The organism is Paenibacillus sp. Dod16, from assembly GCF_049893405.1.
Taxonomy (GTDB): domain Bacteria; phylum Bacillota; class Bacilli; order Paenibacillales; family Paenibacillaceae; genus Paenibacillus_AQ.
In genome coordinates this window covers 1-23,434 of record NZ_JBNDYG010000074.1, presented here as the reverse complement: position 1 = coordinate 23,434, position 23,434 = coordinate 1, and the positions used below count along the sequence as shown (strand labels likewise).

The window sequence follows — 23,434 nt, the reverse complement described above, 5'->3', positions numbered from 1 at the left end:
ATTGCATATGAAACGGAACACAGGCTTCTGGAAGAAACCACTTTCGTTCATTGTTATGCTTGCACTTGCTCTAACGGCAATTCCATTGTCGCCGGTTCATGCCGCTTCATCAGGCATGGCATGGGCTTCGCAGCAGATTGCCATCTATACGCCGCCATCGGGAGGCGTATGGTACCCAAGGCTGCTCAAGCTTACGCCAAGCGAGTGGCTCGTATCCTTCGACACCAACGCTGGCGGTGGCAACACGCGCATTGTGGTCTCCAGAACGCAGGACGGCGGCTATACATGGAGCACTCCGGTCACAGCTGTTTCAAGCACCGCGGGCAATGTGGGGAACGGTCAAATGTTAAGGCTGCCGAGCGGGGAAATCTGGTTAGCCTATCGGCAGGTCGTTCAGAATGGCTCCACCTATGAGATCCAGCTTAATGTCCGGCGAAGTCTCGACGGTGGTCACACCTGGAGCGATTTACCGGGCGGATTGATCGGGAGTTCAACCGCCTCCAGCTTTAAAGGTTTGTGGGAGCCGCATTTGGATATGATCAACGGCACGATTGCCGTGCTTTATGCGGACGACAGTCCGGCAGCGGTCGGAACGACCGGCCTGCAAAATTTGTATATGAAGATCTGGAACGGAAGCGGCTGGGGCAGCCGGATCACGGTCAGTGACGGAGTTGCCGCCGGCTCCCGCGACGGCATGCCGGTCATCACGCAAATGAACGACGGGCGGTATATAACCGTTTTCGAAGCCTCGGACGTTGCCGGCCACCCTTTTGTCATCAAATATAAAATTTCGCCGGACGGCTTCAATTGGTCGGTTCCCCGTCAAACGATGTACGTGCCCAGCGGCAATGGCAAAAAAGCGGGCGCTCCGTTCGTCGTTAAGCTCGCCGACGGTCGTCTTATGGCTGCATTCCAAACAGATGAAAGCAGCGCCAACACGGGGGATCCTTACTCATCGATGTTTACGATGATCAGCTCCGATAACGGCGCGTCATGGCAGTACAAAACCAACGTGTTTCCGGTATCTGATACGAAATCCTCCAACTGGAATGCGCTAATGGCCGTTGATTCCACTCGTGTTGCTGCCGTCACCAGCGCAACTTATCCGTCAAACGGCATCTATCTGCGCTTCGGGCATACCGTAACACCGCCGCAAACCAATCTGGTTAACAATCCCGGCTTTGAAACAGCCAATGTGGCGGGCTGGACTACGTACGGCGATGATTACCCGAATCGGATTCTTATTCATGGAGCCAATGACGGCGTTGGACTTCCCGCTGCCGAAGGCTCATACTTTGTCGGTCTCGCAGGCACAAGCGGACCTTCGACCGCATATGTCGGACAGACGATTAGCGGTCTCGATAACGGCACGTATACGATGCGAGCACGCATGCGCAGCAGCGGAGGCCAGAACAGCTGTGTCATGGAAGTGAAGGAGTATGGAGGCAGCATGCTTCAAACCGGGTGTCCGGTGACGACGGCGTGGACGCCTGTCACGATATCCAATATTCAAGTGACGAGCGGAAAGGCAACGATCGGATTTTACGTATCCAATTCGTCCTCTTCCCAATGGGCGGATATCGATCAGGTCGAGTTCTTCCGAAACTGACAGGAATATAACTTCCGGCTAAAATCAATCGTCTAAATGAAATGAATCCATTCAACGATGGAAGCAGTTAAGGATGCATTAAAGTTGGTTTTACTTTAGTTCCAGGGTCGTCCATAAGTCATCATAGATGACATAGGACGGCCCCTTCTCATTATAGTCAGCAAATAAATCTCCTTCATGCCCTATGTCAATATTCGTTGTATGAATGATCATCCCTTGATCTCGCCGGCTTACATCTCTCCATACATGGCTTCCGACACAAGAAATGCTTTACCGTCGTATTCGTACCGCAGCCGGACCGCGACCGGGAATTCGCCAGGCGAAACCTGTATCGGCACCGATGCATATAAGATGCCTCCCTCAACGTAATACCTAACCATGTTGCCAAGCGCGGGCTGATCCAGCCAAAATCCCGCGTCTTCCTCCATATATTCAAATGTGCGAGTTACCCCGTCCAGCGTGAATTGAAAGATCCGTTTTCCCGCTTCTGCTGTCGCACTATAGCTAAGTCTGGATTTTACCGCAAGCACCGGATCGGCTGACATCACTTGTCTAAAATTTTCTGTCAGAAGTTTCAACTCCGATTCTCTAATGCTGGTACCGTAACCGGTTGTCAAAATGATTGCAAGGACATCCTCCTTGTTGTTTTTTGCAGGCAGCAAAGCAACGTCCGGATAGTAGGTTTCGTTGCTCACATTCTTCCAATCATGAAAGGTGTGTTCCATGTCGCCATACTGAACGTGGATGGAGCGGATCATCCCTTCTTTTTGAACCAGAGTTCCTGTAATCTTCAGGCCAATCTCCGCATCCTCCTTTAATATCACGGTATTCCCCTGAGCCTTGATTTCATTCATAGGCGCTCCCGTTTCGTCTATGTCTATTTGCTCAATAAGCGAGATTTTATGTGAATCGTTACGGATGGTAACGTCTATCGTTTCCTCATACGTCATCGGAATCGAATCCCGCAGCAGCAGACGAAGTTGATATACAGTTTGTGCTTCTTCTGCGTTTATCTCCTTTACGTGCACTTCATACACCCAAGGGCTGGACACATCATAGCGGTCAAGCGGCCATTTCACCTCGGAATGCTCCCATATGTCAGGCGATGGGCCTCCCCAGATGCCCAGCTCTCGCTGTAAGAGTGCTGCGGCCAGTGTCACAATCGTACGGTCGTTAGCCTGTTTGACTTCATTTTTCGCAAGGTTCCACCAATCGAAGTCGCCTCCACCCCCAAGTAAGAAGCTGGATTCAAACGTTCCTCCCCCCTGTGTAACTAGATTACCTGGACTTGGAGCTACCGGTTGGGGAATAGATGGGGCCTGGTTTCCGAACCAGACCCCAACGCCGAGCACAAGCAGCAAAGCTGGAACGATAACCACAGCGGCTCGGCTCCATCCAAAGCGGGATCGATTTTTTTCAACAACTTTAAGCCGTTTCTCCACGGCCTCCATCATGTCAGCCCCAAAGCGCCGATTCTTAAAAGGGGGTCTGGCCAGTCTCTGGTTCCAATCCGGCTTCCATTCATTCATCGTCGTTCGCTCCTTCCGAATCTGGCGGCAACCTTCTGTTTGGCTCTGTAAATTCTAGACTTTACCGTCCCTGGCGAAAGACCGGTAATGCCGGATATTTCCTCTATGGATAGCTGATGATGCACACTCAACACGAGGGGGTCTCGAAATTTACCGGGCAGCTTTAGAACCTCCTGCCACAGCTCATCCGCTTCCTCCCGTTTCAAATACTCCGACTCGGCAGATGGCGAAGACGTCGTCCCGTTCAGTCCATCACCCGGCGAACGATCGCCGATCAGCACCACTCTGCGCAAAAACGCTCGTTTCAGATAGGAAAGCGCAGTGTTTCGAGTAATTTTAAGCAGCCAGGTTTTGACGGAAGCCTCCCCGCGAAAGAAGGCAACCTTTTGATAAGCTTTAATAAACACATCCTGCGCGACATCGTCTGCCGTATATGTATTTCTGGTGATCACGTAAGCATAATTCCAGACATCCTCACCGTAGAATTCCATCAGCGTCCGTATGTCCGATATATTCAGTTCCGCAGAATGCTGCATCTGCATTTCCCTCAAGCTGTTCGCCCCCTTACCAAAACAGACTCCTTAAGGTCGATGAAAGTTCCCGAATTCCAATGAATATTATCCGGCGTTTCATAATGAATGACCGTCACCTTAACCGATTCTCCTCGTGAACCAAAAAAGACACCTGTTTAGGTGTCCCTCTGTTTATTTTGCTCAAGCTAGTCAGACCTGCTTATCTGCGGCGATCAATAAGAAAATGGGGCGCCTTAATGCGTCATGCCATTCCGGATCCTCAATCTGCTCGCGTTCTGGTTTAAGTTCAGACATTTCCCTAAACTGGAATCCGGTTTTCACTAACGCATTTATCTGTGTGGCTATATTCCGATGGTACTTGGTAACATCATGATCAAGAAATCTAGATTGACGTCCTCCTTCCTCATGGTAGTGATCCAAAGGCCAATGCAGCTTCTTCCCGTCCGGGCTATAATACCAATCTTGTTCGGCCACAGCAGTAAACACTGGGTGTTCAACTGAAAAGACAAACGAACCTCCAACCGTTAGACTCTGATATACCTTTTTACAGATATCCTCGAAATCACGAATGTAATGAAGTGCAAGCGAACTAATCACGACATCAAACTCGTTAGCAGGGTAGTCATAGTCCTCTATTGCGGACTGCACATATTCTATATTCGTGTCATCGGTCATCAATCTTGCCCTCTCCAGCATGTTCCTTGAGATATCCACCCCGACCACAGACCTCGCATGCTGCTCTCTTACGTACCTGCAGTGCCACCCGAATCCGCAGCCGAGATCAAGCACCTTTTTATCACTAAGATCCGGAAACATCGATCGAAAGGCACGCCATTCTCCTGCACCTTCTAATCCTTTGATGGAACGGGGGAGTTGATTGTAATTTTCAAAAAATCCCTGATCGTCATACTTGTTTTGCTTCAACTTAAATCTCCCCTTCACGTTTTTGTAATTCCACCCCATTATATTGAGCCTATTTACATTTCTCAACGCCAGACTTTTTTCTGCTTTAAACGTGATCTTGGATCAATCATTCTAACTCAAACCGTTTATTCCATATCTTCATTCAGACGCAAGGTGAACACAAGTGCCCACTCCGTTTTTCTTAACGAATCCGTTGTAAGGTCCGCTGTATGTATTTCATTAGAACTTGTAGCATGCATGCCAAATACATGTACCGGCTGATCGATCGTAAACGAACGTGGGCGCGTATCCTGAATCAATCCTTGTGCCATCAACGTTTTGTCCCAAGGAATGGTAAAGGTAGTCAGGCTTGATCCCGAATGGGAATTGGTGTTGACTTTAATCTTTCTGAACTCCTCGAGACCTTCTTTGGATTCCGTGTCCACGGATATGATTAGTTCTACTTCGTTGCTGTCCTTTTGCTCGTCCGAACTGTAAAACAAATCTCCGATCGACCCTGCCGAATCTACCTTCTGCCCGTTCTTCCAAATATCAATATCCAAGCTGACATTAGGTTTATTTCCCTCATACTTTAATGTAAATGCACCCGTCATCGGACCGAGGAATAACTTAAACTTTGCTGCGTCCCCTTGGAACAAATCCACGGGTGTCAATTGGATCTCGGCAGCTGCCGAATTGTTCTCAGGTGAGATCTGCTCTTTGGTTCCTGCAAAGCACCCCGTTAGAATCATGAAGACAATCAAAATACACGCTTTAAATCTCAATGCACTACCTCCTTTAATCTATGCTATCGACGGTGCTACACTTGAATATCGCAGCCATCAAAAGGCAAACCTCTTTCAATCAGCTTAACAGCGTAGTCTATTGCATTCCGTTGGTCCTCTGTAAAGCTGCTCTCATCACCATTCCATTCACTTAACCACCAGAAGTAAGAACAAATATTTCTATACTCCATAAACAAGGGGATTGTTCGTTTCCAGTATTCGGAGAGCTGGTGTTCCTTCTCGTAACCCATGAGGAATTCATGCAAGAACTGTTGGGCAAACCTGCTTTTGGTGACACGATCTTCTGCATGCACTCCCCACCAAACGGCATGAGTGGCTGCTATTGCAATGTCTAACGAAAACCAGCCATAGATACTATCGTCAAAGTCAAAGACCGTTATTTCACTGTTGTTGATAAAAAAATTATACGGATGAAAGTCATGATGTATCAGTCCAAACGAATCGCTCCCCCTCGGCAGTGAATCAATCGTACTTTCCATGGAAATCAATTTTTCAAGAAGCATATAGAAATGGCCTCGCTGCAGATGAGGATTATTCATACTTCTTCTACTCCAGGTGTCTCTCTTCCCAAGGATGTCAGGTGGTTCATATGATGTCGACAGTCTATGCATCCTTCCCATGGTTTCTCCCCAATTCCTGAATATCTTCGGGCCCCATAACTGCTCATTGTGTTTATCAAAAAAACGACCTGCTGCCTCGTGAAAAGCAGTTGCGATATACCACTTATCTTCATCATAGAACACGGCCATTGATTCATGATTACATGTATGAATGGGTAATGAAGCACGTACACCGTTCTTTACTAAGTAATAAAGCCAATCCATCTCCGCCCTGATCTTCGGTGCATACTCGTGTGATTTCTGAGATAACCGCAAGATATAGGATTGATCACCCTTAGTAAAACGATATACTTCATTGGTCGAGTTGCTCAGGAAGATTAACGTCCTTATATTAAATTCAAAAGATTCCGCGGCTTGAAGCAATATCTTCGAGCTTGCCATTCATAATGCCTCCATTCTTATTAAGATCCTTATGATTTCGGAAGATACCCTTCGCGAACGCACGCAAACAGCCGTATAAGTTCGATTCGTTTGGTGCATTGTAGTAATGCAGAGATTACAAAGTTATCACAACATGGAGGGATCGTTTTGGCGAAGAGTAAACAGCATCAAGAAGCGCACGGGATTGGACAAGTAGAACAACAGCTGAATAATCAAATGGAGGCTGCCGAAGACATTCAAGGACAATCGAAACTGGATCAAGACATAAAAAAAGCCTCTCAACGCCGGGTTGATCCATTGAAAGACCCTTCAAAATAAGGAGCTATGTCATGAACAAACAAAGAGCGATTGAAATTTCGAAATCGGCCATTATGAAAAATGTAACTTATCAGGATACCCCTATCTTTATCCAGCATGTCAATGAGGATGAAACTGCCCGCGTCTATCCGATCGGAAACTCGGAGCAGGAAATGACCGTCCCTTTATCCAGTCTCACCGAGCATCCATAAGTATAGAAGACATTCACCCTAATATAATCAAACCCGAAATAACAAAATCCCATCCAGACTCGTCGGTGGGATTTTGTTATGATTCTAGTAGCACACAAGCTATTCCTTTATTTCAACGATGCCGGTACCTTTACTCCGAGGAGCTCCCCCTCTGCTTGGATGATGATCATACCGTTCGTCTTTAGGGTCGACTCGTGTAAATCTGATCCAGTCGTTACTTTAAAGACTGGCCGGGATGTCATCAAGTTGATGCCGAGTAGTGTACCGTTACGCTGTGCCCGGTATAATCCTTTCCCATACACATCAATCTGCGCAGCAGGTGCATCGCCGTTCCATCCGATCCGTTGACCATTTGCAAGTTTGGTACCGGCCAGCTCACCAGTCGATCTGTTATTGAAAATCAGCCGTTCCTGAACCAGTCCGATCAACTCCCAGTCGCCCCCATAAGGGCGAGGAAAAGTTCGCAGAGGAACCTCACCTTTCTTATAGGTGTCAAATTTGTATTCGGCTACCTTATTGCCCTGATCCATGTATAACTTCCCTTGGTTCATAAATAAACTGCCTCCGCCGTACTCATATGGCGGCTCCCCCGTCATCTTCCAGCTATACTCTCGGTTGCTCTTCTTTACGCCTGTCTTAAGATTATATACGTTTACGATCCATTTGCGGTCCGGAAGCGACTGATAATCAGCCAGCAATGGAGAATAATAGTCAACCGAATACACGAGATTGTCTTTGATTTGAAGCGCTTCTCCCTGACCAAAATGGTCCCATAACTTCTTGCCCGTCTTTTTGTCATACGCATTCAGTTGAATGGATGTTAGTGCTCCTTGTACATAGAACGTCCGAAGGATGACTCCATCCGCCTCCTGAAGGTAATCCGTGCCGTTTCCTTCTCCTGACGGCTCATTCATTTTCCACCGAAGCTTTCCTGTTGCCTTATCAAAAGCGAAAGTTGCGCTCCCTTTGATTGCATAGAGCGTATCATTAGTCGGCACCAGCGCTTCCGTTCGCAGGTGCGCATCCATAAAGATGGATGTGTTCGACTGCCATTTCAATTTGCCTGTCTTTGCATTCAGCGCGTATGGCTTCTGACCTGCCGATAGGCCGTAAATAACGCCTTTATCATAAACAATATAAGGTTTCAGGTCTTTACCGTAGCTCCACAACCGCTTGCCTGTCCTGGCATCCATGGCGATGAGTTTGTTTCCTGCGAATGCAAATACCTTCCCCTCTTCAGCAATTGCCTGGTGACCTGAAACATCGTTCTCGCCCATATTCAGATAATTGTCCACCTTTACCGTCCAGGAAGGCTTCAGTTCGGGTACCTCGATTGTTGATGAATAATGCCAGTTGCGTACCGAAACATCGGCCGTTTCTGCATTCACTTGCGAAGGTGGTACTACCAATGCGCCCTGGACAGTAAGTATGCCTGCAGCGATGCTTGCAATGAGACGCCATCGTAATCGAGCTTTGAGGCTTATACTTGATTGTTTCTTCTTGATGTTAAGCATGAATTCCCCTCCCATTTGTTATGGCTTCTTGCTTACGACCAATATAACGCTCAAAGAAGGGATAAAGTTCCAAGCGAGCTCTAAATAATCTTTAATGATCTAAAACGAGCTTCGCAAGGAGTTTGTCGGGATGGATGCCATATTCTCCCCAGCCGCTACCATCGAAGCTTGTTTCTAGCATTTTGCAATACAAGTCCTAATTATGGTGACTACGCCATTTTGAATACTAAAAAAGCTTGGGATCCTGAACAGGATCCCAAGCTTTTATGAGGGATATTATATTGTCTTACATGTTAACGCGTCGCTCATAAACTCTTCTTATAAGCTCTTCAATGATCTCATCAGGTGACCGGTCACCCAACCAAGTTTGGCCATACATTTGCAATATTTTAATGAGTGGGCCATCTTCCCAGAATCCGACGAATTCATCATTGAGATAAATCTTTTCTACGACATGCTGGTTCATATCGTCCAGACATTCTTCCAGTACCGATTTCGCAATCGGATCGCTAATCCAATCGCTAATCAGGCTGAATTTATGAAATGATACTTCTTCCTTTCCAAAATCACAATACAATCGCTCCGTAATTCTTATATCGCGGGAAGAGCTGCCAAGCGCAATTTGGAAATAACCGCTCTCCGCTACCCAGCGGTTATATTTGGTATTGTAATAGGCAAAGTCTCTCTCTTCAAGTTCAAAGACGATCTGTTGTTTCTCCCCAGGAGCCAACTCGATTTTAGAAAATGCCTTCAATTCTTTCTCCGGACGCGTCCATGTGCATTCTTCGTCATGCACGTAAAGCTGAACGACCTCTTTCCCTGTTCGGTTTCCGATATTCTCCAGCCAGAAAGAGACCGTGATCCCTGTTTCCGTTTGAGCTGCCTTCATATCCTTATAGGCAAATGAAGTGTAGGATAAGCCATGGCCAAACGGAAACTGCGGAGCGAGTTCTTTCCTATCGTAGTATCGATAGCCGATGAACAGCCCTTCACGATAATACAGCTTGCCGTTTTCACCGCGGATCCTCATATGCGAAGGATTGTCTGAAAGCTTAACCGGAAACGTCTCGGACAATTTACCGGAAGGACTCACCTGTCCAAACATGATTTCCGCAATCGCTTTACCCATGCCTTGTCCGGAAAGCCATGAGTGAATGACAGCGGGAACATGCTGAACCCAAGGACGCATCGCCAAAGCTGTTCCACTGCTGGTCACCACAATACACTTCGGTTGTACGGCTGCAATCGCTTGAATAAGCAGGATCTGCTGTTCCGGCAAATCAATGCCCTTCAAATCACGCATCTCGGATTCTGCGTATTCAGGCTGGCCAACGAATATGACTGCGACATCAGATTTTGCCGCCAATGCGACACTTTCCTTGATCATTTCCTCATGGACAGAGTCATCTTCAGGGTAACCCTCAGCATAACTCAACTCAACGGAAGCTCCAGCCAACGCCTTCATTTCTTCAAATGGAATATCAACGCGTGTAGGCGTTACTTTTGCGCTGCCGGCTCCTTGAATTCTAGGTTTTTTGGCAAAACGGCCGATAACCGCAATGGAATGGGTTGACTCCGCATGAATCGGAAGGATGCCATTCTCATTCTTAAGAAGCACAATGCTTTCTGCTGCAGCTTTTCTCGCAAGATTGTGGTACTCCATATCGGATGCCGGAACAGCTTCCTCCATACCCGTTACACGTTCTACGAGTTTTAGAATACGGGCAACGCTTTTATTGAGCTGCTCTTCTGCAAGAGCTCCGCTCTCAACGGCTTTGATAATCGCTTTCGTGTTATAACCGGCAGGTCCCGGCATTTCGAGATCAAGTCCTGCTTTCAGCCCGCGAATCCGATCATTCACGGCCGTCCAGTCTGAGATGACAACCCCCTCGTATCCCCATTCTTCTCTCAAGATATCATGCAATAGGTGTTCATTCTCGCTGGTATACGAGCCATTGAGCAAATTATAGGAGCACATGACGGTCCAGGGATCCGATTTCTTAATAATTCGTTCAAAGGCGCTTAAATAAATTTCGCGCAGCGTCCGTTCGTCTACTTCTGAACTCGTCACCATTTTCTCGAATTCCTGGTTGTTGCAAGCAAAGTGTTTAAGTGACGCCCCAACTCCTTTGCTCTGGAGGCCATTGATGAAAGCAGCGCCCAGTTCCCCTGTCAGGCAAGGATCTTCGGAGTAATATTCGAAATTTCTTCCCCCAAGCGGAGTCCGTTTCATGTTGATTCCTGGGCCGAGCAGCAATTCTACGCCCATCTCTTTGGATTCATTACCAAGTGCTTCCCCGACTTCGTGCAGCAGTTCCGTATTCCACGAAGAACCGATAGCCGCGCCCGTGGGATAACAAGTTGCCGGAACATTCTCTGTCGTAATCCCCATTTCATCGTCACTGTTCGTTTTGCGGATCCCGTTCGTTCCGTCATACATATGAACCGCCGGAATATTGAGTCTCTCGATGCCCTTGGTCATCCACATATTTAATCCCGCACAGAGGGATGCTTTCTCAGTAAGTGACATTTCCTTTATCAATTCGTTAATCGATGCATTCATTTACTTCCACCCTTTCATATCAAGCTTCTTCTTGTAACTCCCGCTCTTTCTTCAATTCCTGCGCATCGTACAGTTTAAAAAACGGAAACCATACGGCGAACACAATCAGCAGGACAACCGCGAGCAGAATAAGTCCATTGAATCCGGACATAAGGTAAGTCGATACACCGATCGGCGTATACCAGAGCTGGAAGATTTTACTCGGAATTTGTGCAAACCCCATATCAAGAGCTAGGTAGACGATGATGGGTGTAATAAGAGCATTGATCCACATAGGCACCATCAACAGCGGATTGAAGGCAACTGGCGCCCCGTAAACAACAGGCTCGTTAATATTAAATAGAGAAGGTATCAAAGTTGCTTTACCAATGGTTTTCAGTTTCTTGGATCTGGCAAACAGGAACCAGATCACAAGCGGTAAGGTTGCGCCCATCCCTCCGATTCCAAGCCATCCGGAGAAGAATGTTTCAAAGGTATTAATGTTGACGGGATCCAGTCCCTGCGCCACCAATGCGGCATTTTCTTCAATTGCCGGAATCCATATGGCATACCAGATGGGCATCAGAACCCATGGGCTAACTCCGAAGGAGTACAGCACAACTCCAATAAAGTTGAACAGAACAAACCCAAACAAGCTTTGCCCCATAGCATTAATAGGCTCAAATACGCTCACAATCAGCCCAAAAATATCAAAGTGGAGCTGATACACAAGAACCCAGCCTAAACCCATGATCACGGCAATCGGTACCAGGAAGTCAAACCAATCCATAATAAACTCTGGCATGGAAGACCCTTTTTTAAAGAAAGAGAACTTCGCGCAGACATTCATGATGACGGCGATAAAAACGCCTACAATGAGTGCCGTAACCATACCCGCAGGACCGAAACGCTCAAGAACGAACTGAACGGTTCCGTCCTCGTTTACGACGGGATTAAGCAGCATGAGGAATAAGGATATGCCGGTCATTCCCGCCAGCAGCTTGATTTTGTGTCTCTCCTTTTTCTCCATGACCGTATACGGCGTTAGAAATGCAATAAACAAACCGAGAAGACCGAAGCTGAATGTTGTAATTGGCGTTAAATCCGGCATTCCAGGAATGAAGTCTTGCAAAATTGAAATCAAAGTAATAATGGAACCAATAAAAATCATCGGGATGGCAACCATAATGGCTTCTTGAATCGATGCTATCCAAATGTTATTTGTAATCGCATCCAATCTTGGCGCAAAGGATTCCGTCATCCATTTCATGAAACGCTTCATCTGTGTATTCCCTCCTGTATTTCTGTTGTGGACATAGCTATAGTATAGATTCAATTGTTAACGCTTACTCGTTGTAAATTGCCTCGTCTATGGTCGTTTTTTGTTCATTTCTCGTCTTTGGAGCCGACAAATCGAAGCTACCTGGAATGGACAGCAAAAAACACCCCTCTCTTATAGAGCGGTGGTGTTCTTGAAGGTTCTAGTGTTTAAAACTGTTTCTCTAAAGTGAGCAATAGGACACCATGAGGTGGAAGAATAAGCTCTTTATACATACCCTGATTCTCTAATATCTCTGTCCGGATGACTGGGCCGCTTCTTCCGCGAAGATACGCAAGTTCCTCCTCCGTCAAGATTTCGGGTGCCCCCATGCGAACCCACTCGTCAAAAACGGAGCCATGATCCCGGTCCATCTGATAAGTTGTGCACTTATAGGCTCCTGAAAGATGAGGAATGTTGACTTGGAACACCTTGCTTCCCTTCTCTTCGAACACGCCGTAACGGTTAAGATTGGACAACTCCGACCAGTCCCCGCTTGAAAACATATGATCCAAATGGACATAATGATACAGCAGAAGCTGCATGCTCCCATCTTGATTCTGAGTGCCCACATAACCATCACCCTTAACGGTGATCTCTTCACCCAGCTTCTGAAGAAGCTCAAAAGCGTAATAATTCGGCTTCTTAAGTCCATCCCGATTCATTAAACCAAAACCTCCGTAAAACGGAGAGGATGGAACAAGACTTTCCTCAAACACATCCGTAAAGCACCAGAAAGCCATGGCCTTTACGTCTCCCAATGTATTCATCGCATGATACATCACAAACGGGGCCATAAACATGGTATCGTGCAGCAGATGCCGGTCATAGAGCGAGAAGTTCCATTCGGTAATATGCAGCTCCATATCACGGAAAGACGCAAGCGCCATTTTGTCCTGCAATCGATGGATACTCTCCTTATAAAAGGTTGGCGGCATCATCTTCGTTAATATGTTCTGCTCTGCTTTACGCTGAGGATATTCCGAATAGATATGAAAGGAAAAGAAGTCTAGGGGCACCTGACGTTTTTTGCAATATGCCATAAATTCCTCGGCCCAGCTGTCGTTCCATATCGAACCATAACCTAAAGCCTCTTTGCTACCTGCCCAGCAAACGCCTGATAAATCCGGTTCATTCCAGACTTCAAAGTACCATTGTTTTACTTCCCGAGCCCCATAGCGATTTAAGCAATGCCGAACGAACGCACGAACAAGCTCCTCCCATTTTGCCTGATCGGCTGGAGGGGAAATATTCCCTTTCCACCAGAATACCGTTTCGTTGGAACGGCTAAGCAGGGTCGGCATGAAACCAAGCTCCACGAACGGCCTGATGCCCAGGCCAATAAGAAAGTCATAAAGCTTGTCAACATATGCCCAGTTATAGATGGGAGTACCGTCATCCTCTTCATTATATACCATCATCTCATCATTAAAGATGCCATGGAAACGTATGTATTCAAAAGGAATTCGTCCTTTAAGCTCGGCGAGCTGCCGACGCCAGTCATCGCGCAGTCCTTCAATTGCCCTGCCCGCTGTTGTGGTAACGTTCCAGTGCTTTTTGTACCCTGCTGACGACATTCCCGGCTGAATCTGAATTTGCACATGATCCGTAACAACCGCCGTTAAAGGGTTTGCCCTATCCTGTTCCTGAACCGACTTCTCTTCCAGATATCGATATAACGCCCCCATCGCATTGATCGTATCTAATTCATAATAGTCACCACTCGAGGACTCTTCATAGGTAAGCGGTTTTCGATTAGGCTTATCCTGAAGCGAGGCAGCGGCTTCACGATACGATCCTGGTGTGCAGCCGTACTTTTCTTTAAAGTACTTATTGAATAACTTCACGTTCGCAAAACCGCAATCCATGGCAATTTCGGTAATGCTCTTCTCAGTTCCTGATAACTCCGACTGGGCTTTCTCCAAACGGATCAGCGTTAAATACTTTTGGAAAGGAATACCGATTTTATCGGTGAAAAAGTGAGAAAAATAATGCAAACTTAAGTGCTCCTGTTCGGCCATCGTCTGCAGCGTTATTTTCTCTTTGTAATTTTGATCGATATAGGTAAAAACCCGATTCAACCTTTTATAGTCATAGCTCTTGCCGCCATCTTCAGCCTCCGGGTTGATTCCTTCCGCAAAATATCGCAATAAATGACCACATAATGTATGCAACCTTCCCACGGTAAAGCTTCGATAGCCTGGAGACTTCTTGTTCATTTCCCATACCATCTTGGCAAGCTCTTGCTTAATCGTGTCAAATCGGAAGCCGATCGGCTCAGCCTCAGTCGCTGAGTTGCAAGAAATAAAAACGTTATTATGCAGCCATTCCGGGCCAAACTGAAGCGTTAATAATATATTGTCATGGTTATTCTGCTCAAACTTATGGATCGACATGCTATTCACCACAATGACATCGTCCTGATGCAGGGTATACTCCTTCTGATCAAGATGCATGATAACCGAACCTTGGAGCACATACACAATCTCCACCTCTTTATGCCAGTGAAATGGAACCTGCTTCACGCTGTTGACAAACAGCTTAAAAGGCATATCCTCTTGGTGCTCGATAAATTCATATAGGTAACGCATCATTTGCCCTCATTTCAAATGAACTGCAAACGATATATCCTGATTCAACATATCGAATGCATTATAGAGTCTCGCTTAGATTACAAGTATGTTCTTAAATTATAGAAGCTTATCATTATAGCATGTATAGTTTATTACTTTTACATACATTAGAAAACAGGCTATCCGGTACTAGATTCGTTGCATTGTAATAAAAATGCCTGCGGAGAAGTTTTTAAATGCTAGAATCACACCGTACATCGGGACATAGTTGTTGATGAACAAGTAGACGATTCCCGGCAGTGTCATTAGCAGCAGCCACTTATACTTCTTCAGCCTCTTCCTTAAATGAGACGAACCCCTCTGTTCCAGCCCCTTCTTCTGATAACACAATGATGACTTCTTCTCATCCCGTTACACCTATTCCAAAACCACAGAAATACTATTGAAGTTTTTCATTGCAAAAAAAGGGTGCCCCAAGAGGTCCATTGACCTGGGGCACCCCACTGTCTGTGGTATGATGCTGTTCGTATGAATCCTTCCTCCACTCGCTGTTAGCCCAGCAAAGTCATGCATGATTAATATAAAACAAAACGTTTTCATAGTATCTCATAAACCTTTTATAATCCGATGTTTCTTTCAGTATAATTATGGTTGGATAAGCATTTACTTTGCGTTGTTTTAGTGCAGCTAATACGTTCTTCTGTTCAATGCAATAAAATTTGCCTTCTTTATACTGAATAAGAAGCGGTGGATCTTCATCGGTACCGTCATTCCCAGGCATGCTTCCATCAAGTTCGATGAGACGCAAGGGAAACTTAACTACACCGAAGTACAAACACTCTTTACTCATAAAATCATGTAAATCAGGAACTGCATTTTGGGTATGGAGCATATAACAATAAATCCATTCTTCGAGCATTCCGATATTCGCATACTGCACAGCAGATCGCACAGTTGGAGCATAAATGAATTGTCGGTCATCTTTCTTCGAATAAATGATTTTCTTTATGGAATCCAATGATAAAAAGTACTCGTCCGCAAGTTCCGAAACCGTTACCCCATTGGCATACTTGTTGCGAATCATAATGTTACGCCTCTGTAATTGATTTCGGTAACCCGACTTCTCGCCCCAGCCCCTTTTTTCCTCTCCAGTAGGGATATAAAGAAGTTTTCCTGCAGCGTATTTCTGAATTTCTTTCAATAAATTCTCAGGTATGATATCGCTGGCATTTTCATAATTCATAGGATCACCCTTTATAAGGCGTATATTCGATCCTTCAGTTGGCCGATAGATTTCATAATAGAATTGCAAGATTCTATATCATCGATTGATGCATGCCACCGCAAAACATCGATTCCCTTATAATAAGCCATGCATAAAAATCTTTCTTTAAAATCCGGTATGACAATGTTCCTTTTTTTGCAATACTCGAATAACAATTCAGGTATGTGCAAGTAAGGCTTATTTAAGTCCATAATGGCAAAATCTAAAAGGAAATCGCATATTCCCGATCTGCTCCAATCTGGGAAACCAACCGTCGTTTTTCCATCTGTGATCATGATTTCAAAAAACGTGTTATTGTTTACCAAATAACGTTTTCCTTCGCAATAATCAATTCTGGCGTCCATTTCCATCCAGTATTTTTCGACAAAGTCACGGTCTAAAATCGTTGTATCATAGAGTTCCTTCCAATTAAACCAATATCCTTCTTTATCTTCTGCAAATGTGTCGATTAGAAATTGCCTGCAGGTACTATACTCCGTTTTACAATCCTCGTTGAACTCACCATAGCCTTCTACTCCCGCTATGTCCGATGCACTAATTTCCAAGACTTTGTCAAAAAACAACTCGTAACAATCTGCAAACTGATCGGGGCTTATTTCATCAGCGACAAATCCATTGGGTGTCATGGTTACCTGATCCGAAAGCAGGGACTTGATTTTACTGTCTTTACTCATGCTCGTATCTCCTTTACACCAACAATTGTTATACACACATCAGCTGCGCACCTGATATGGGGTAATGATAACATTGGCCATGGATCGGATATAGGTAACGAATAGGTTTAGTCAACTTTACACCCGCCCCTTGTGATCACTTCAAATACTAACAAAAAAGTTTACCCTCAATCATCGTCCATTGCACTTGATACCTTTCATCCATCAGCACGAGATCCGCATCGTATCCTACCTCGATTTTTCCTTTGTGAGATAAACCTAGAATACGGGCCGGCGTTATTGAAGCCATGTGCACGGCATCCTCCATTGAAATTCCGTTAGCTTCGGTCAGACGTAACGCTTCATTCATAGTCACGGTACTCGATGCTAACGTACCATCCGCAAGCCTTGCAATCCCCTCGGATACGGTGACGTGATGACCACCAAATATGTAATTACCATCGCCTAATCCCATCGCCTGAAGTGCATCGGTAATAAGCACCATGCCTTCGGGCCCTTTGAGACGATGCATTAATCTGACGATGGCTGGATGTAGATGGACTTGATCAACAATCGCTTGCAGGCTTACATGCGGTTCTTCGAACGCGGCTACAATCAGTCCGGGATCTCGATGGTGAATCGGTCTCATGCCGTTAAAACAATGGGTTACATGACTCGCACCGGCTGCAAAAGCCAGCTTCGCTTCCTCGTAGGTGGCATCGGAATGAGCCACGGCAATCACAACACCCTGCTCTTTCAGAAAGGATATGAGCTCCAAGCCTCCAGGCAATTCGGGTGCGATCGTTACCATTTTAATGAGCGATCCCGCTTCCTGAAAAACACACTTCATTTCTTCCAGATTCGGGTGGCGAAGATATTTCTCATTTTGCATCCCTTTACGCTTCGGATTCAAATAGGGTTCTTCCAGATGAATGCCGGCGATCCTTGCCCCTTGTTCTCGTCCGATTACAGATTTGACACTGCGAATCATGTTCAGCAGGTCCTCTATCGTCGAACTCACAGAAGTCGCCAGAAATGAGGTGCATCCGGTTGCCGCGCAAGCGCGTGATACTTCTTGAATGCTGTCCTCGGTTCCATCCATCATGTCATAGCCATTGGCCCCATGAATATGAACATCGATCATTCCTGGTATGAGCCACATTCCATTCCCATCAATCAGTTCAGCATCACTTTCGATTTTATCAAGTACTTGCGACGGTTCTATTCTCTTCAGCTTTCCGTTTGAAATCCAGACCGTTGCAGAAGGAAGTATTTGATGAGGTAGGTGGACTTTGACATGTCGAATGATTTTGTTATTCATTACTATAAGGCTCCTTCCTATTGGTTATGAGTTTGACATTCTATAAGCGTAATATTTTTGTTGTCTATTATTTCTTGTATGTCAATGGGAATCGATTGATCGGTTACAATAATATCCACATGATCAAAGTCTAACTTGAACCTCGATTTCACCGCGAATTTGGTATGATCCGCAACAAGTATGACCTGATCTGAGCGCCGAGCCATTTCTCTTTTCACCCGGACATCTTCTTCATATGGATAATAGATTCCGTCTGGCTGGATTGCCGTCGCGCCGATGAACGCCTTGTCGGCACGGATTTCACTGATTTTATCGATGACGGAAGGACCGTATAATAATCGATTATGGGTATGCAGATAACCGCCGAGCACGTAGATGCTCAGATCTTCTCTTTTGGAGAGTATCCCTACATTATCGATGGAATGCGTAACCGCTGTTATCTGTTTCGCTTGAATATGTTCCGCAACGAATTGTACGGTCGTAGATACGTCCAAGAAGACCGTTTCGTGGTCCCGAATCAGTTTAGCGCCATGCTCGCCGATCACGTTCTTGCTCGTCGGCTCATCTATAAGCCGTTCCTGGTAAGAAGTCAGTTCCTTTTGCAGTTCAGGCAAGGCTACCCCTCCGTGCGTTCGAACAACTACTCCTTCTTGAACTAATCTGACAATGTCCCTGCGCGCGGTATCCCGCGACACTTGAAAGAACGAGCATATCTCTCCTACACTCATCGTTTTATGTTGTTTTAAGTAATCGAGAATTTTTACTAATCGTTCCTCTTGGAACACATCCAATCCCTCCTTGCCTAAGCATTTACATCTAAGTTATAAGTATATATAAGTAAATATTTAAATTCAATAAGTATATCTAAGTTCATTATTGTGTTACAAGTAAACATATACAGCCCTTTGAACTTTCTATTCCAACTTTCAAATCGTGAGCCTATATTCACGATTAGATAGAAAACAGGCAGGCCGCTTCTTGCATAGAAGCAGCCTGCCCTTACCATCTTAGCAGGAGAGTCTTTAATAAGTAAACGACTGTTGTACCGTGCCAATCCGTGCGTTTGCATATTGGATATTATTACATCTCATACTTTCAAACGCTTGTACTGCTGCATTGGCAACGTCAATATCTTGTGCGCTCGTTCCTCCACTAACGCCAATACCACCGACAACCCTTCCTTCATGAACCAAAGGGATTCCTCCGCCAAGGATAACGATTCTCCCCTGATTCGTCGTGTTAATGCCAAATGTAGCCCCGCCCGGAAGCGCGGATTGCGCTAAATTCGCTGTCGGCATTTGCATCGCTACGCTGGTCCAAGCTTTGCCGATGGCAATATCGATACCTGCTATTCTGGCATTGTCCATTCGATGAAAGGCAATGAGGTTCCCCCCTTCATCGACGATAGCTACATCAGAATTCAGGCCCATTTGTCGAGCCTGATGTTCAGCAGTTTCCAATAACTTCTTAGCCGCAGTTAAAGTGAGTTTGTACATGGTAGCCCCCCTTTACTTAAAAGAAATACTACATTATATTGCCATTGCCTATATAGGTGAATTGCCCAATATCAGTACTTGCGGAATGCATGCTAAAGAAATGTCTCGGACACCCATTCAAAAAACTTTTCCTTCTCTTCAAATTGCGGATAATGCACAGATTGATCAAACGCGATAAACTCCTTCTGTTTGGCTTCAAGCTGATCGAAAAATTCTCTTGCTGCATGGGAAAACGTCATATAGTCATAATCGCCCATGATAAAGTAGCACGATAATTCAAGTTTCGTTACAAGCGCTGGCAACGGATGTTCTATGACTTCCTGCAGCAAAACCTTTTGTGAAATTCGAACAAAGCTACCACAAAAAAACCGCTGATCTGGATACAGATCGGCGGCGTAGAAACTACCAGGAGGATAGTTCGGTCCTTTTCCAATTGTTTTGAGCAACGCAAACATATACATATTGATCGTCCCAAGAGATCTGTCCCTGGCTGCAGGCAGCAGTGGACGAAGCAGGTGTATGCTTTTCGCGAAGACGCAGCTTATCCCCGTTTACATCGAGCTTGGTGTCGGGTTCGCTCGTGCCAATCCCGATACTACCGTCGCTGCGCTGCATGGTGAGCGGGGAATCGAGCACTTCGCCGTCATCTCCATATCGTACGAACTGAAGGTTGGCTCCCGTATTGCCGCCCGCTTCCTCTAAACTGTCGGCCCGGACGGCCCACCTCGGTGTCGTCTCATTATCCTTGCCGACTGCACTTAACTGAATGTCCCGGTTCGTCCCGCTTTCGCCGGCTACCCGCAAAATACCGCTCATTACATTGAAATTGGATGAATGGGTACGGATCTCGCTTATATCGGTGTCGAATGGAATTTCTAACCGGGTAAACAGCTGGTTGGGGTATTGACCTGTCGGGGACATGGTCGTCTCGAACGAGATATGCTTATGATCCTGCTGCTCCGGATTGTTTGCCTTATCATGGGAAATGATCGCCGTCTTGTCCTTTCCATTCTCGTCCATCCAGACGATCGCCGGCTTGGCCCTTTCCGCCGTCCATTGCAATCGAATCAGATCAGACTGATGTCCTTCTTGCTCGATCCATTTCTTGTCGGTGGACAAATGAAGGCGTTCATTGTGCGGAACGCGTATATCGTCGCCGACTTGCTCGGATTGTCCAAGCTTTGTTGTCACTCCCTGTTTCTGATCCGTACATCCTATGCCGAGCAAGAAGAAGCTCCCCATTATAATCATCATCGTCCTTAATAATTTCACGTTGTTTCCCTCCATTTATCGGTATGATTCGAGTTCATTCGTGTTCAAGAGCTAAAAACACTTTGTCTGATCGTATTATATCCAACACGCAGCGTACACCCATTTCACCAAACTTCCCGGAAAAATGATGCTTTTCGTCTATAAAGTTTTGACGTAGCTCGTCCGAAAGGTGTGCTTCGGTTGGTCATATAATACAGCCCAAACGATCAGGTTTTTATGGGCACAGGAAGAGGGACTTTTGGGTCACTTGGCAGTGACTCATCCTCAACAAAAAAGGATTTAATCATATCATCTCGAACATGATATTTCGGTGCATGGATTGCTAGGTTACATTGGTTACCGTCCCCTATACTCAATCCTGAAAGGATGGTCTGAATGGAATGGCTGGATCGTATGAGCAACGCTATGGAATATGTAGAAACACACCTGTCTGATACGATTGATTACGATATCGTGGCTAGAATTGCCTGCTGCTCAACATACCATTTTCAACGAATGTTTCCGTTCATAACGAATGTGTCGCTTTCAGAGTATATTAGGCGCAGGCGGCTGACCCTTGCCGCATTTGAACTGCAGCAGAGCGGTACAAAGGTCATCGATATCGCTTTTAAGTATGGTTACGAATCGCCTGAGGCATTTTCTAGAGCGTTTAAAAAAATGCACGGTGTGATGCCAATGTCAGCGCGCGACAAAGGCGTTACCCTGAAGGCTTATCCTCGGTTATCCTTTCATATTTCAATTCGAGGAGATGTTGAGATGAATTACAGAATGGAGGAAAAACAAGCTTTTGAGATGTTCGGTGTAACGACTGTTGTCAATAACGATGGCGATCATCCATTTATTGATATACCCGCTTTTTGGACTACGTGTGTAGCCGACGGTACCGTTGATCGAATCCGTACAGCTGCAGGTTTGGGGGAAAATGCTCAGATCCATGGGATGCTATACAACAAGCAAGGTGGGGAATTTTTCTACATGATCGGTTACTTCATGCCCCAGAACGGCATGCCCGAAGGGTTTGAAAGGCTCTCTATCCCACCTCAAACCTACGCGATATTCTCAACCGGCCTCTACCCCGACGGGCAAAGCGGGATCCATGCATTGTGGAAACGCATCTGGGCAGAGTGGTTTCCAACCTGCCATTACGAACCGGCAAATGGTCCTGAGTTTGAAATGACCTACGATAGAGGCAACAGCATGTATGAAATGGAAGTTTGGATCCCTGTCGTTAAGAAAGCAGGGGTTTAGAACGAGAAAAGCAGCACGAGGGTCAATCACTCGTGCTGCTTTTTGTATTACTTTGAGCTATTTAACTCCGCTGATCACACTCCAAATCAGCGGCTAAGAAATTTACCTATTCTGCTTCCTCTTCATAAACAACAACGGTCTGACTTTCTGATTCCCACTTGACGGTTGCATTCAATGCCTCACTTAAAAAGCGTACGGGTACATACGTATTGCCCTTGGTAACGGTAGCCGGGGCATCCAACGAAACCTTCTTGCCATTAACGGTTGCTGTTTTACTGCCGATGAGGAGTTGAATGCTCACCCCGTCCTTCGTGACGGTGATGGAACGCTTTTCAGGATCCCATATTACCTCTGCTTCCAAAGCCTCGGCAATAGCGCGAAAAGGAACATAGGTATTGCCTTTTTTGACAAAAGGCTCGGTGTCAGAAGCTTCGCCGTTCACATACAGCTGAACCCCATTCTTTTTACCTGCCTTTTTGTTGAGCTTATCCAAGGTTTTGTATAGATCCAGATTTTTAAAATTTGCTTGAATGGCTTCTTCTTGCAAATACACAGCGTCAGTTACGTTACCGTTTGTTTCAAGCATGCCCGCAGCCGCTTCTAACGCCTTGTCCTTTTCAATAATGGCTTCCAGCTGTTGTTGTTGCTCGTCCGTCAGCTTGGCCGCATATTCGGTAAGCAAAATATTCGCTAAAACGGCGCCTGCCGGTTTATCTTCTACGTTTTGAATAGCATTTAGCAAACCTTTGTATCCTTGGTGCCCTTTGTTCTTGGCGTCCGCTTTATCGGTGGAGCTGTCGTTTGTGCTCTCTGTTTCTGAAGGTGCGGAATCATCCACTTGGTCTTCTTCTTTGCTGGTCGTAACCGATGCCTCGACTTCATCGATTTGATGCTCTTCATTTCGAGTTTCTTTTTCTTTAGGTCCTTTTGGCGATGCCACGTTACTTGTCTTGCCAGCTGGGGTGTTAGCCGGTTTGGCTGAGATCGTGCCTGCGGCGGTTGCAAACATCAGTGCCGCACTGGTGAGCAGGATGACTGTTTTTTTCATGATAATTCCCCCTGAATGATCAAAAATATACGCACCTTCATTATCGGCAGAATAAATAGACTTCAATAGATATACGTTAAATTGAAGATTCGCAGTTAAAATGAAAAAGTCGCCCTAATGGTATTATCCCCTTTTAGTAGACAAGAGAAAAAAGACATCTGTTAAGATGGACTTAATCTTGCCTAACGAAGGGGATTTTTTCATGGCTAAAAAAGGACAAGCTTACCGACGGTACTCCTTGGAATTAAAATGGAATTAAAATTGGAGGCGGCCC

Annotated in this window: 20 protein-coding genes and 1 pseudogene; 4 read left to right on the top strand and 17 right to left on the bottom strand. The window is 45.7% G+C overall.

Annotated features, from left to right (window positions below):
* The first annotated feature begins 7 nt into the window (after positions 1 to 7).
* Positions 8 to 1,609, top strand: coding sequence for a sialidase family protein (locus ACPV3A_RS35285; protein ID WP_426204510.1), 1,602 nt, complete (start codon positions 8 to 10; stop codon positions 1,607 to 1,609).
* Positions 1,610 to 1,839: 230 nt separating this feature from the next.
* Here ACPV3A_RS35285 and ACPV3A_RS35280 read toward each other — a convergent pair whose 3' ends face one another.
* The 5 genes from ACPV3A_RS35280 to ACPV3A_RS35260 all read right to left on the bottom strand — a co-directional run bounded on the left by ACPV3A_RS35280 (position 1,840) and on the right by ACPV3A_RS35260 (position 6,381).
* Positions 1,840 to 3,138: a hypothetical protein gene (locus ACPV3A_RS35280; RefSeq protein WP_426204508.1), complete on the bottom strand. Its 1,299-nt coding sequence runs from the start codon at positions 3,136 to 3,138 to the stop codon at positions 1,840 to 1,842.
* A complete protein-coding gene (locus ACPV3A_RS35275; RefSeq protein WP_426204518.1) occupies positions 3,135 to 3,680 on the bottom strand; it encodes an RNA polymerase sigma factor in 546 nt (181 codons plus the stop codon). The genes ACPV3A_RS35280 and ACPV3A_RS35275 overlap by 4 nt, the downstream gene beginning before the upstream one ends.
* 180 nt (positions 3,681 to 3,860) lie before the next feature.
* Entirely contained in the window at positions 3,861 to 4,595 is a 735-nt protein-coding gene (locus ACPV3A_RS35270; RefSeq protein ID WP_339294086.1) for a class I SAM-dependent methyltransferase, read from the bottom strand.
* Positions 4,596 to 4,720: 125 nt separating this feature from the next.
* Positions 4,721 to 5,359 (bottom strand): hypothetical protein, encoded by a 639-nt coding sequence (locus ACPV3A_RS35265; protein ID WP_194543131.1) that lies wholly within the window; start codon positions 5,357 to 5,359, stop codon positions 4,721 to 4,723.
* A 35-nt stretch (positions 5,360 to 5,394) separates the two neighbouring features.
* Positions 5,395 to 6,381 carry a phosphotransferase enzyme family protein gene (locus tag ACPV3A_RS35260; RefSeq protein WP_339294087.1) on the bottom strand — a complete coding sequence of 329 codons (987 nt, stop codon included), beginning with the start codon at positions 6,379 to 6,381 and terminating at the stop codon, positions 5,395 to 5,397.
* A gap of 147 nt (positions 6,382 to 6,528) precedes the next feature.
* Here ACPV3A_RS35260 and ACPV3A_RS35255 point away from each other — a divergent pair, with 147 nt between their 5' ends.
* Both ACPV3A_RS35255 and ACPV3A_RS35250 read left to right on the top strand, forming a co-directional pair.
* Positions 6,529 to 6,699, top strand: coding sequence for a hypothetical protein (locus tag ACPV3A_RS35255; RefSeq protein ID WP_194543133.1), 171 nt, complete (start codon positions 6,529 to 6,531; stop codon positions 6,697 to 6,699).
* Between the two features lie 11 nt (positions 6,700 to 6,710).
* Positions 6,711 to 6,890, top strand: a complete 180-nt coding sequence (locus tag ACPV3A_RS35250) for an H-type small acid-soluble spore protein (protein ID WP_194543134.1) — start codon at positions 6,711 to 6,713, stop codon at positions 6,888 to 6,890.
* Between the two features lie 107 nt (positions 6,891 to 6,997).
* Here the strand turns inward: ACPV3A_RS35250 and ACPV3A_RS35245 are convergent, their stop codons facing one another.
* The 11 genes and pseudogenes from ACPV3A_RS35245 to ACPV3A_RS35195 all read right to left on the bottom strand — a co-directional run bounded on the left by ACPV3A_RS35245 (position 6,998) and on the right by ACPV3A_RS35195 (position 20,864).
* Positions 6,998 to 8,404, bottom strand: coding sequence for a PQQ-binding-like beta-propeller repeat protein (locus ACPV3A_RS35245; protein ID WP_426204505.1), 1,407 nt, complete (start codon positions 8,402 to 8,404; stop codon positions 6,998 to 7,000).
* Positions 8,405 to 8,690: 286 nt separating this feature from the next.
* Entirely contained in the window at positions 8,691 to 10,967 is a 2,277-nt protein-coding gene (locus ACPV3A_RS35240; protein ID WP_426204503.1) for a beta-glucosidase, read from the bottom strand.
* A gap of 19 nt (positions 10,968 to 10,986) precedes the next feature.
* Positions 10,987 to 12,228 carry a PTS sugar transporter subunit IIC gene (locus tag ACPV3A_RS35235; RefSeq protein WP_216532328.1) on the bottom strand — a complete coding sequence of 414 codons (1,242 nt, stop codon included), beginning with the start codon at positions 12,226 to 12,228 and terminating at the stop codon, positions 10,987 to 10,989.
* A gap of 206 nt (positions 12,229 to 12,434) precedes the next feature.
* Positions 12,435 to 14,855 carry a GH39 family glycosyl hydrolase gene (locus ACPV3A_RS35230; protein WP_426204500.1) on the bottom strand — a complete coding sequence of 807 codons (2,421 nt, stop codon included), beginning with the start codon at positions 14,853 to 14,855 and terminating at the stop codon, positions 12,435 to 12,437.
* Between the two features lie 547 nt (positions 14,856 to 15,402).
* Positions 15,403 to 16,080, bottom strand: a complete 678-nt coding sequence (locus ACPV3A_RS35225) for a CD3324 family protein (protein WP_426204498.1) — start codon at positions 16,078 to 16,080, stop codon at positions 15,403 to 15,405.
* Positions 16,081 to 16,091: 11 nt separating this feature from the next.
* Positions 16,092 to 16,796, bottom strand: coding sequence for a hypothetical protein (locus ACPV3A_RS35220; protein ID WP_194543139.1), 705 nt, complete (start codon positions 16,794 to 16,796; stop codon positions 16,092 to 16,094).
* A gap of 148 nt (positions 16,797 to 16,944) precedes the next feature.
* On the bottom strand, positions 16,945 to 18,096 hold the full coding sequence (nagA, locus tag ACPV3A_RS35215; protein WP_426204496.1) for an N-acetylglucosamine-6-phosphate deacetylase: 1,152 nt from the start codon (positions 18,094 to 18,096) through the stop codon (positions 16,945 to 16,947).
* A gap of 17 nt (positions 18,097 to 18,113) precedes the next feature.
* Positions 18,114 to 18,881, bottom strand: a complete 768-nt coding sequence (locus tag ACPV3A_RS35210) for a DeoR/GlpR family DNA-binding transcription regulator (protein ID WP_426204494.1) — start codon at positions 18,879 to 18,881, stop codon at positions 18,114 to 18,116.
* Between the two features lie 237 nt (positions 18,882 to 19,118).
* Entirely contained in the window at positions 19,119 to 19,592 is a 474-nt protein-coding gene (locus ACPV3A_RS35205) for a GlcG/HbpS family heme-binding protein (protein WP_216532318.1), read from the bottom strand.
* 92 nt (positions 19,593 to 19,684) lie between these two features.
* A pseudogene (locus tag ACPV3A_RS35200) lies at positions 19,685 to 19,933 on the bottom strand (alpha/beta hydrolase); the annotation flags it as partial.
* Positions 19,934 to 19,994: 61 nt separating this feature from the next.
* On the bottom strand, positions 19,995 to 20,864 hold the full coding sequence (locus tag ACPV3A_RS35195) for a hypothetical protein (protein WP_194543142.1): 870 nt from the start codon (positions 20,862 to 20,864) through the stop codon (positions 19,995 to 19,997).
* A 375-nt stretch (positions 20,865 to 21,239) separates the two neighbouring features.
* Here ACPV3A_RS35195 and ACPV3A_RS35190 point away from each other — a divergent pair, with 375 nt between their 5' ends.
* Positions 21,240 to 22,112, top strand: a complete 873-nt coding sequence (locus ACPV3A_RS35190) for an AraC family transcriptional regulator (protein WP_426204491.1) — start codon at positions 21,240 to 21,242, stop codon at positions 22,110 to 22,112.
* Positions 22,113 to 22,218: 106 nt separating this feature from the next.
* On the opposite strand, the gene ACPV3A_RS35185 is transcribed toward ACPV3A_RS35190, so the two are convergent.
* Positions 22,219 to 23,160, bottom strand: a complete 942-nt coding sequence (locus ACPV3A_RS35185) for a copper amine oxidase N-terminal domain-containing protein (protein ID WP_426204489.1) — start codon at positions 23,158 to 23,160, stop codon at positions 22,219 to 22,221.
* Positions 23,161 to 23,434 lie beyond the last annotated feature (274 nt).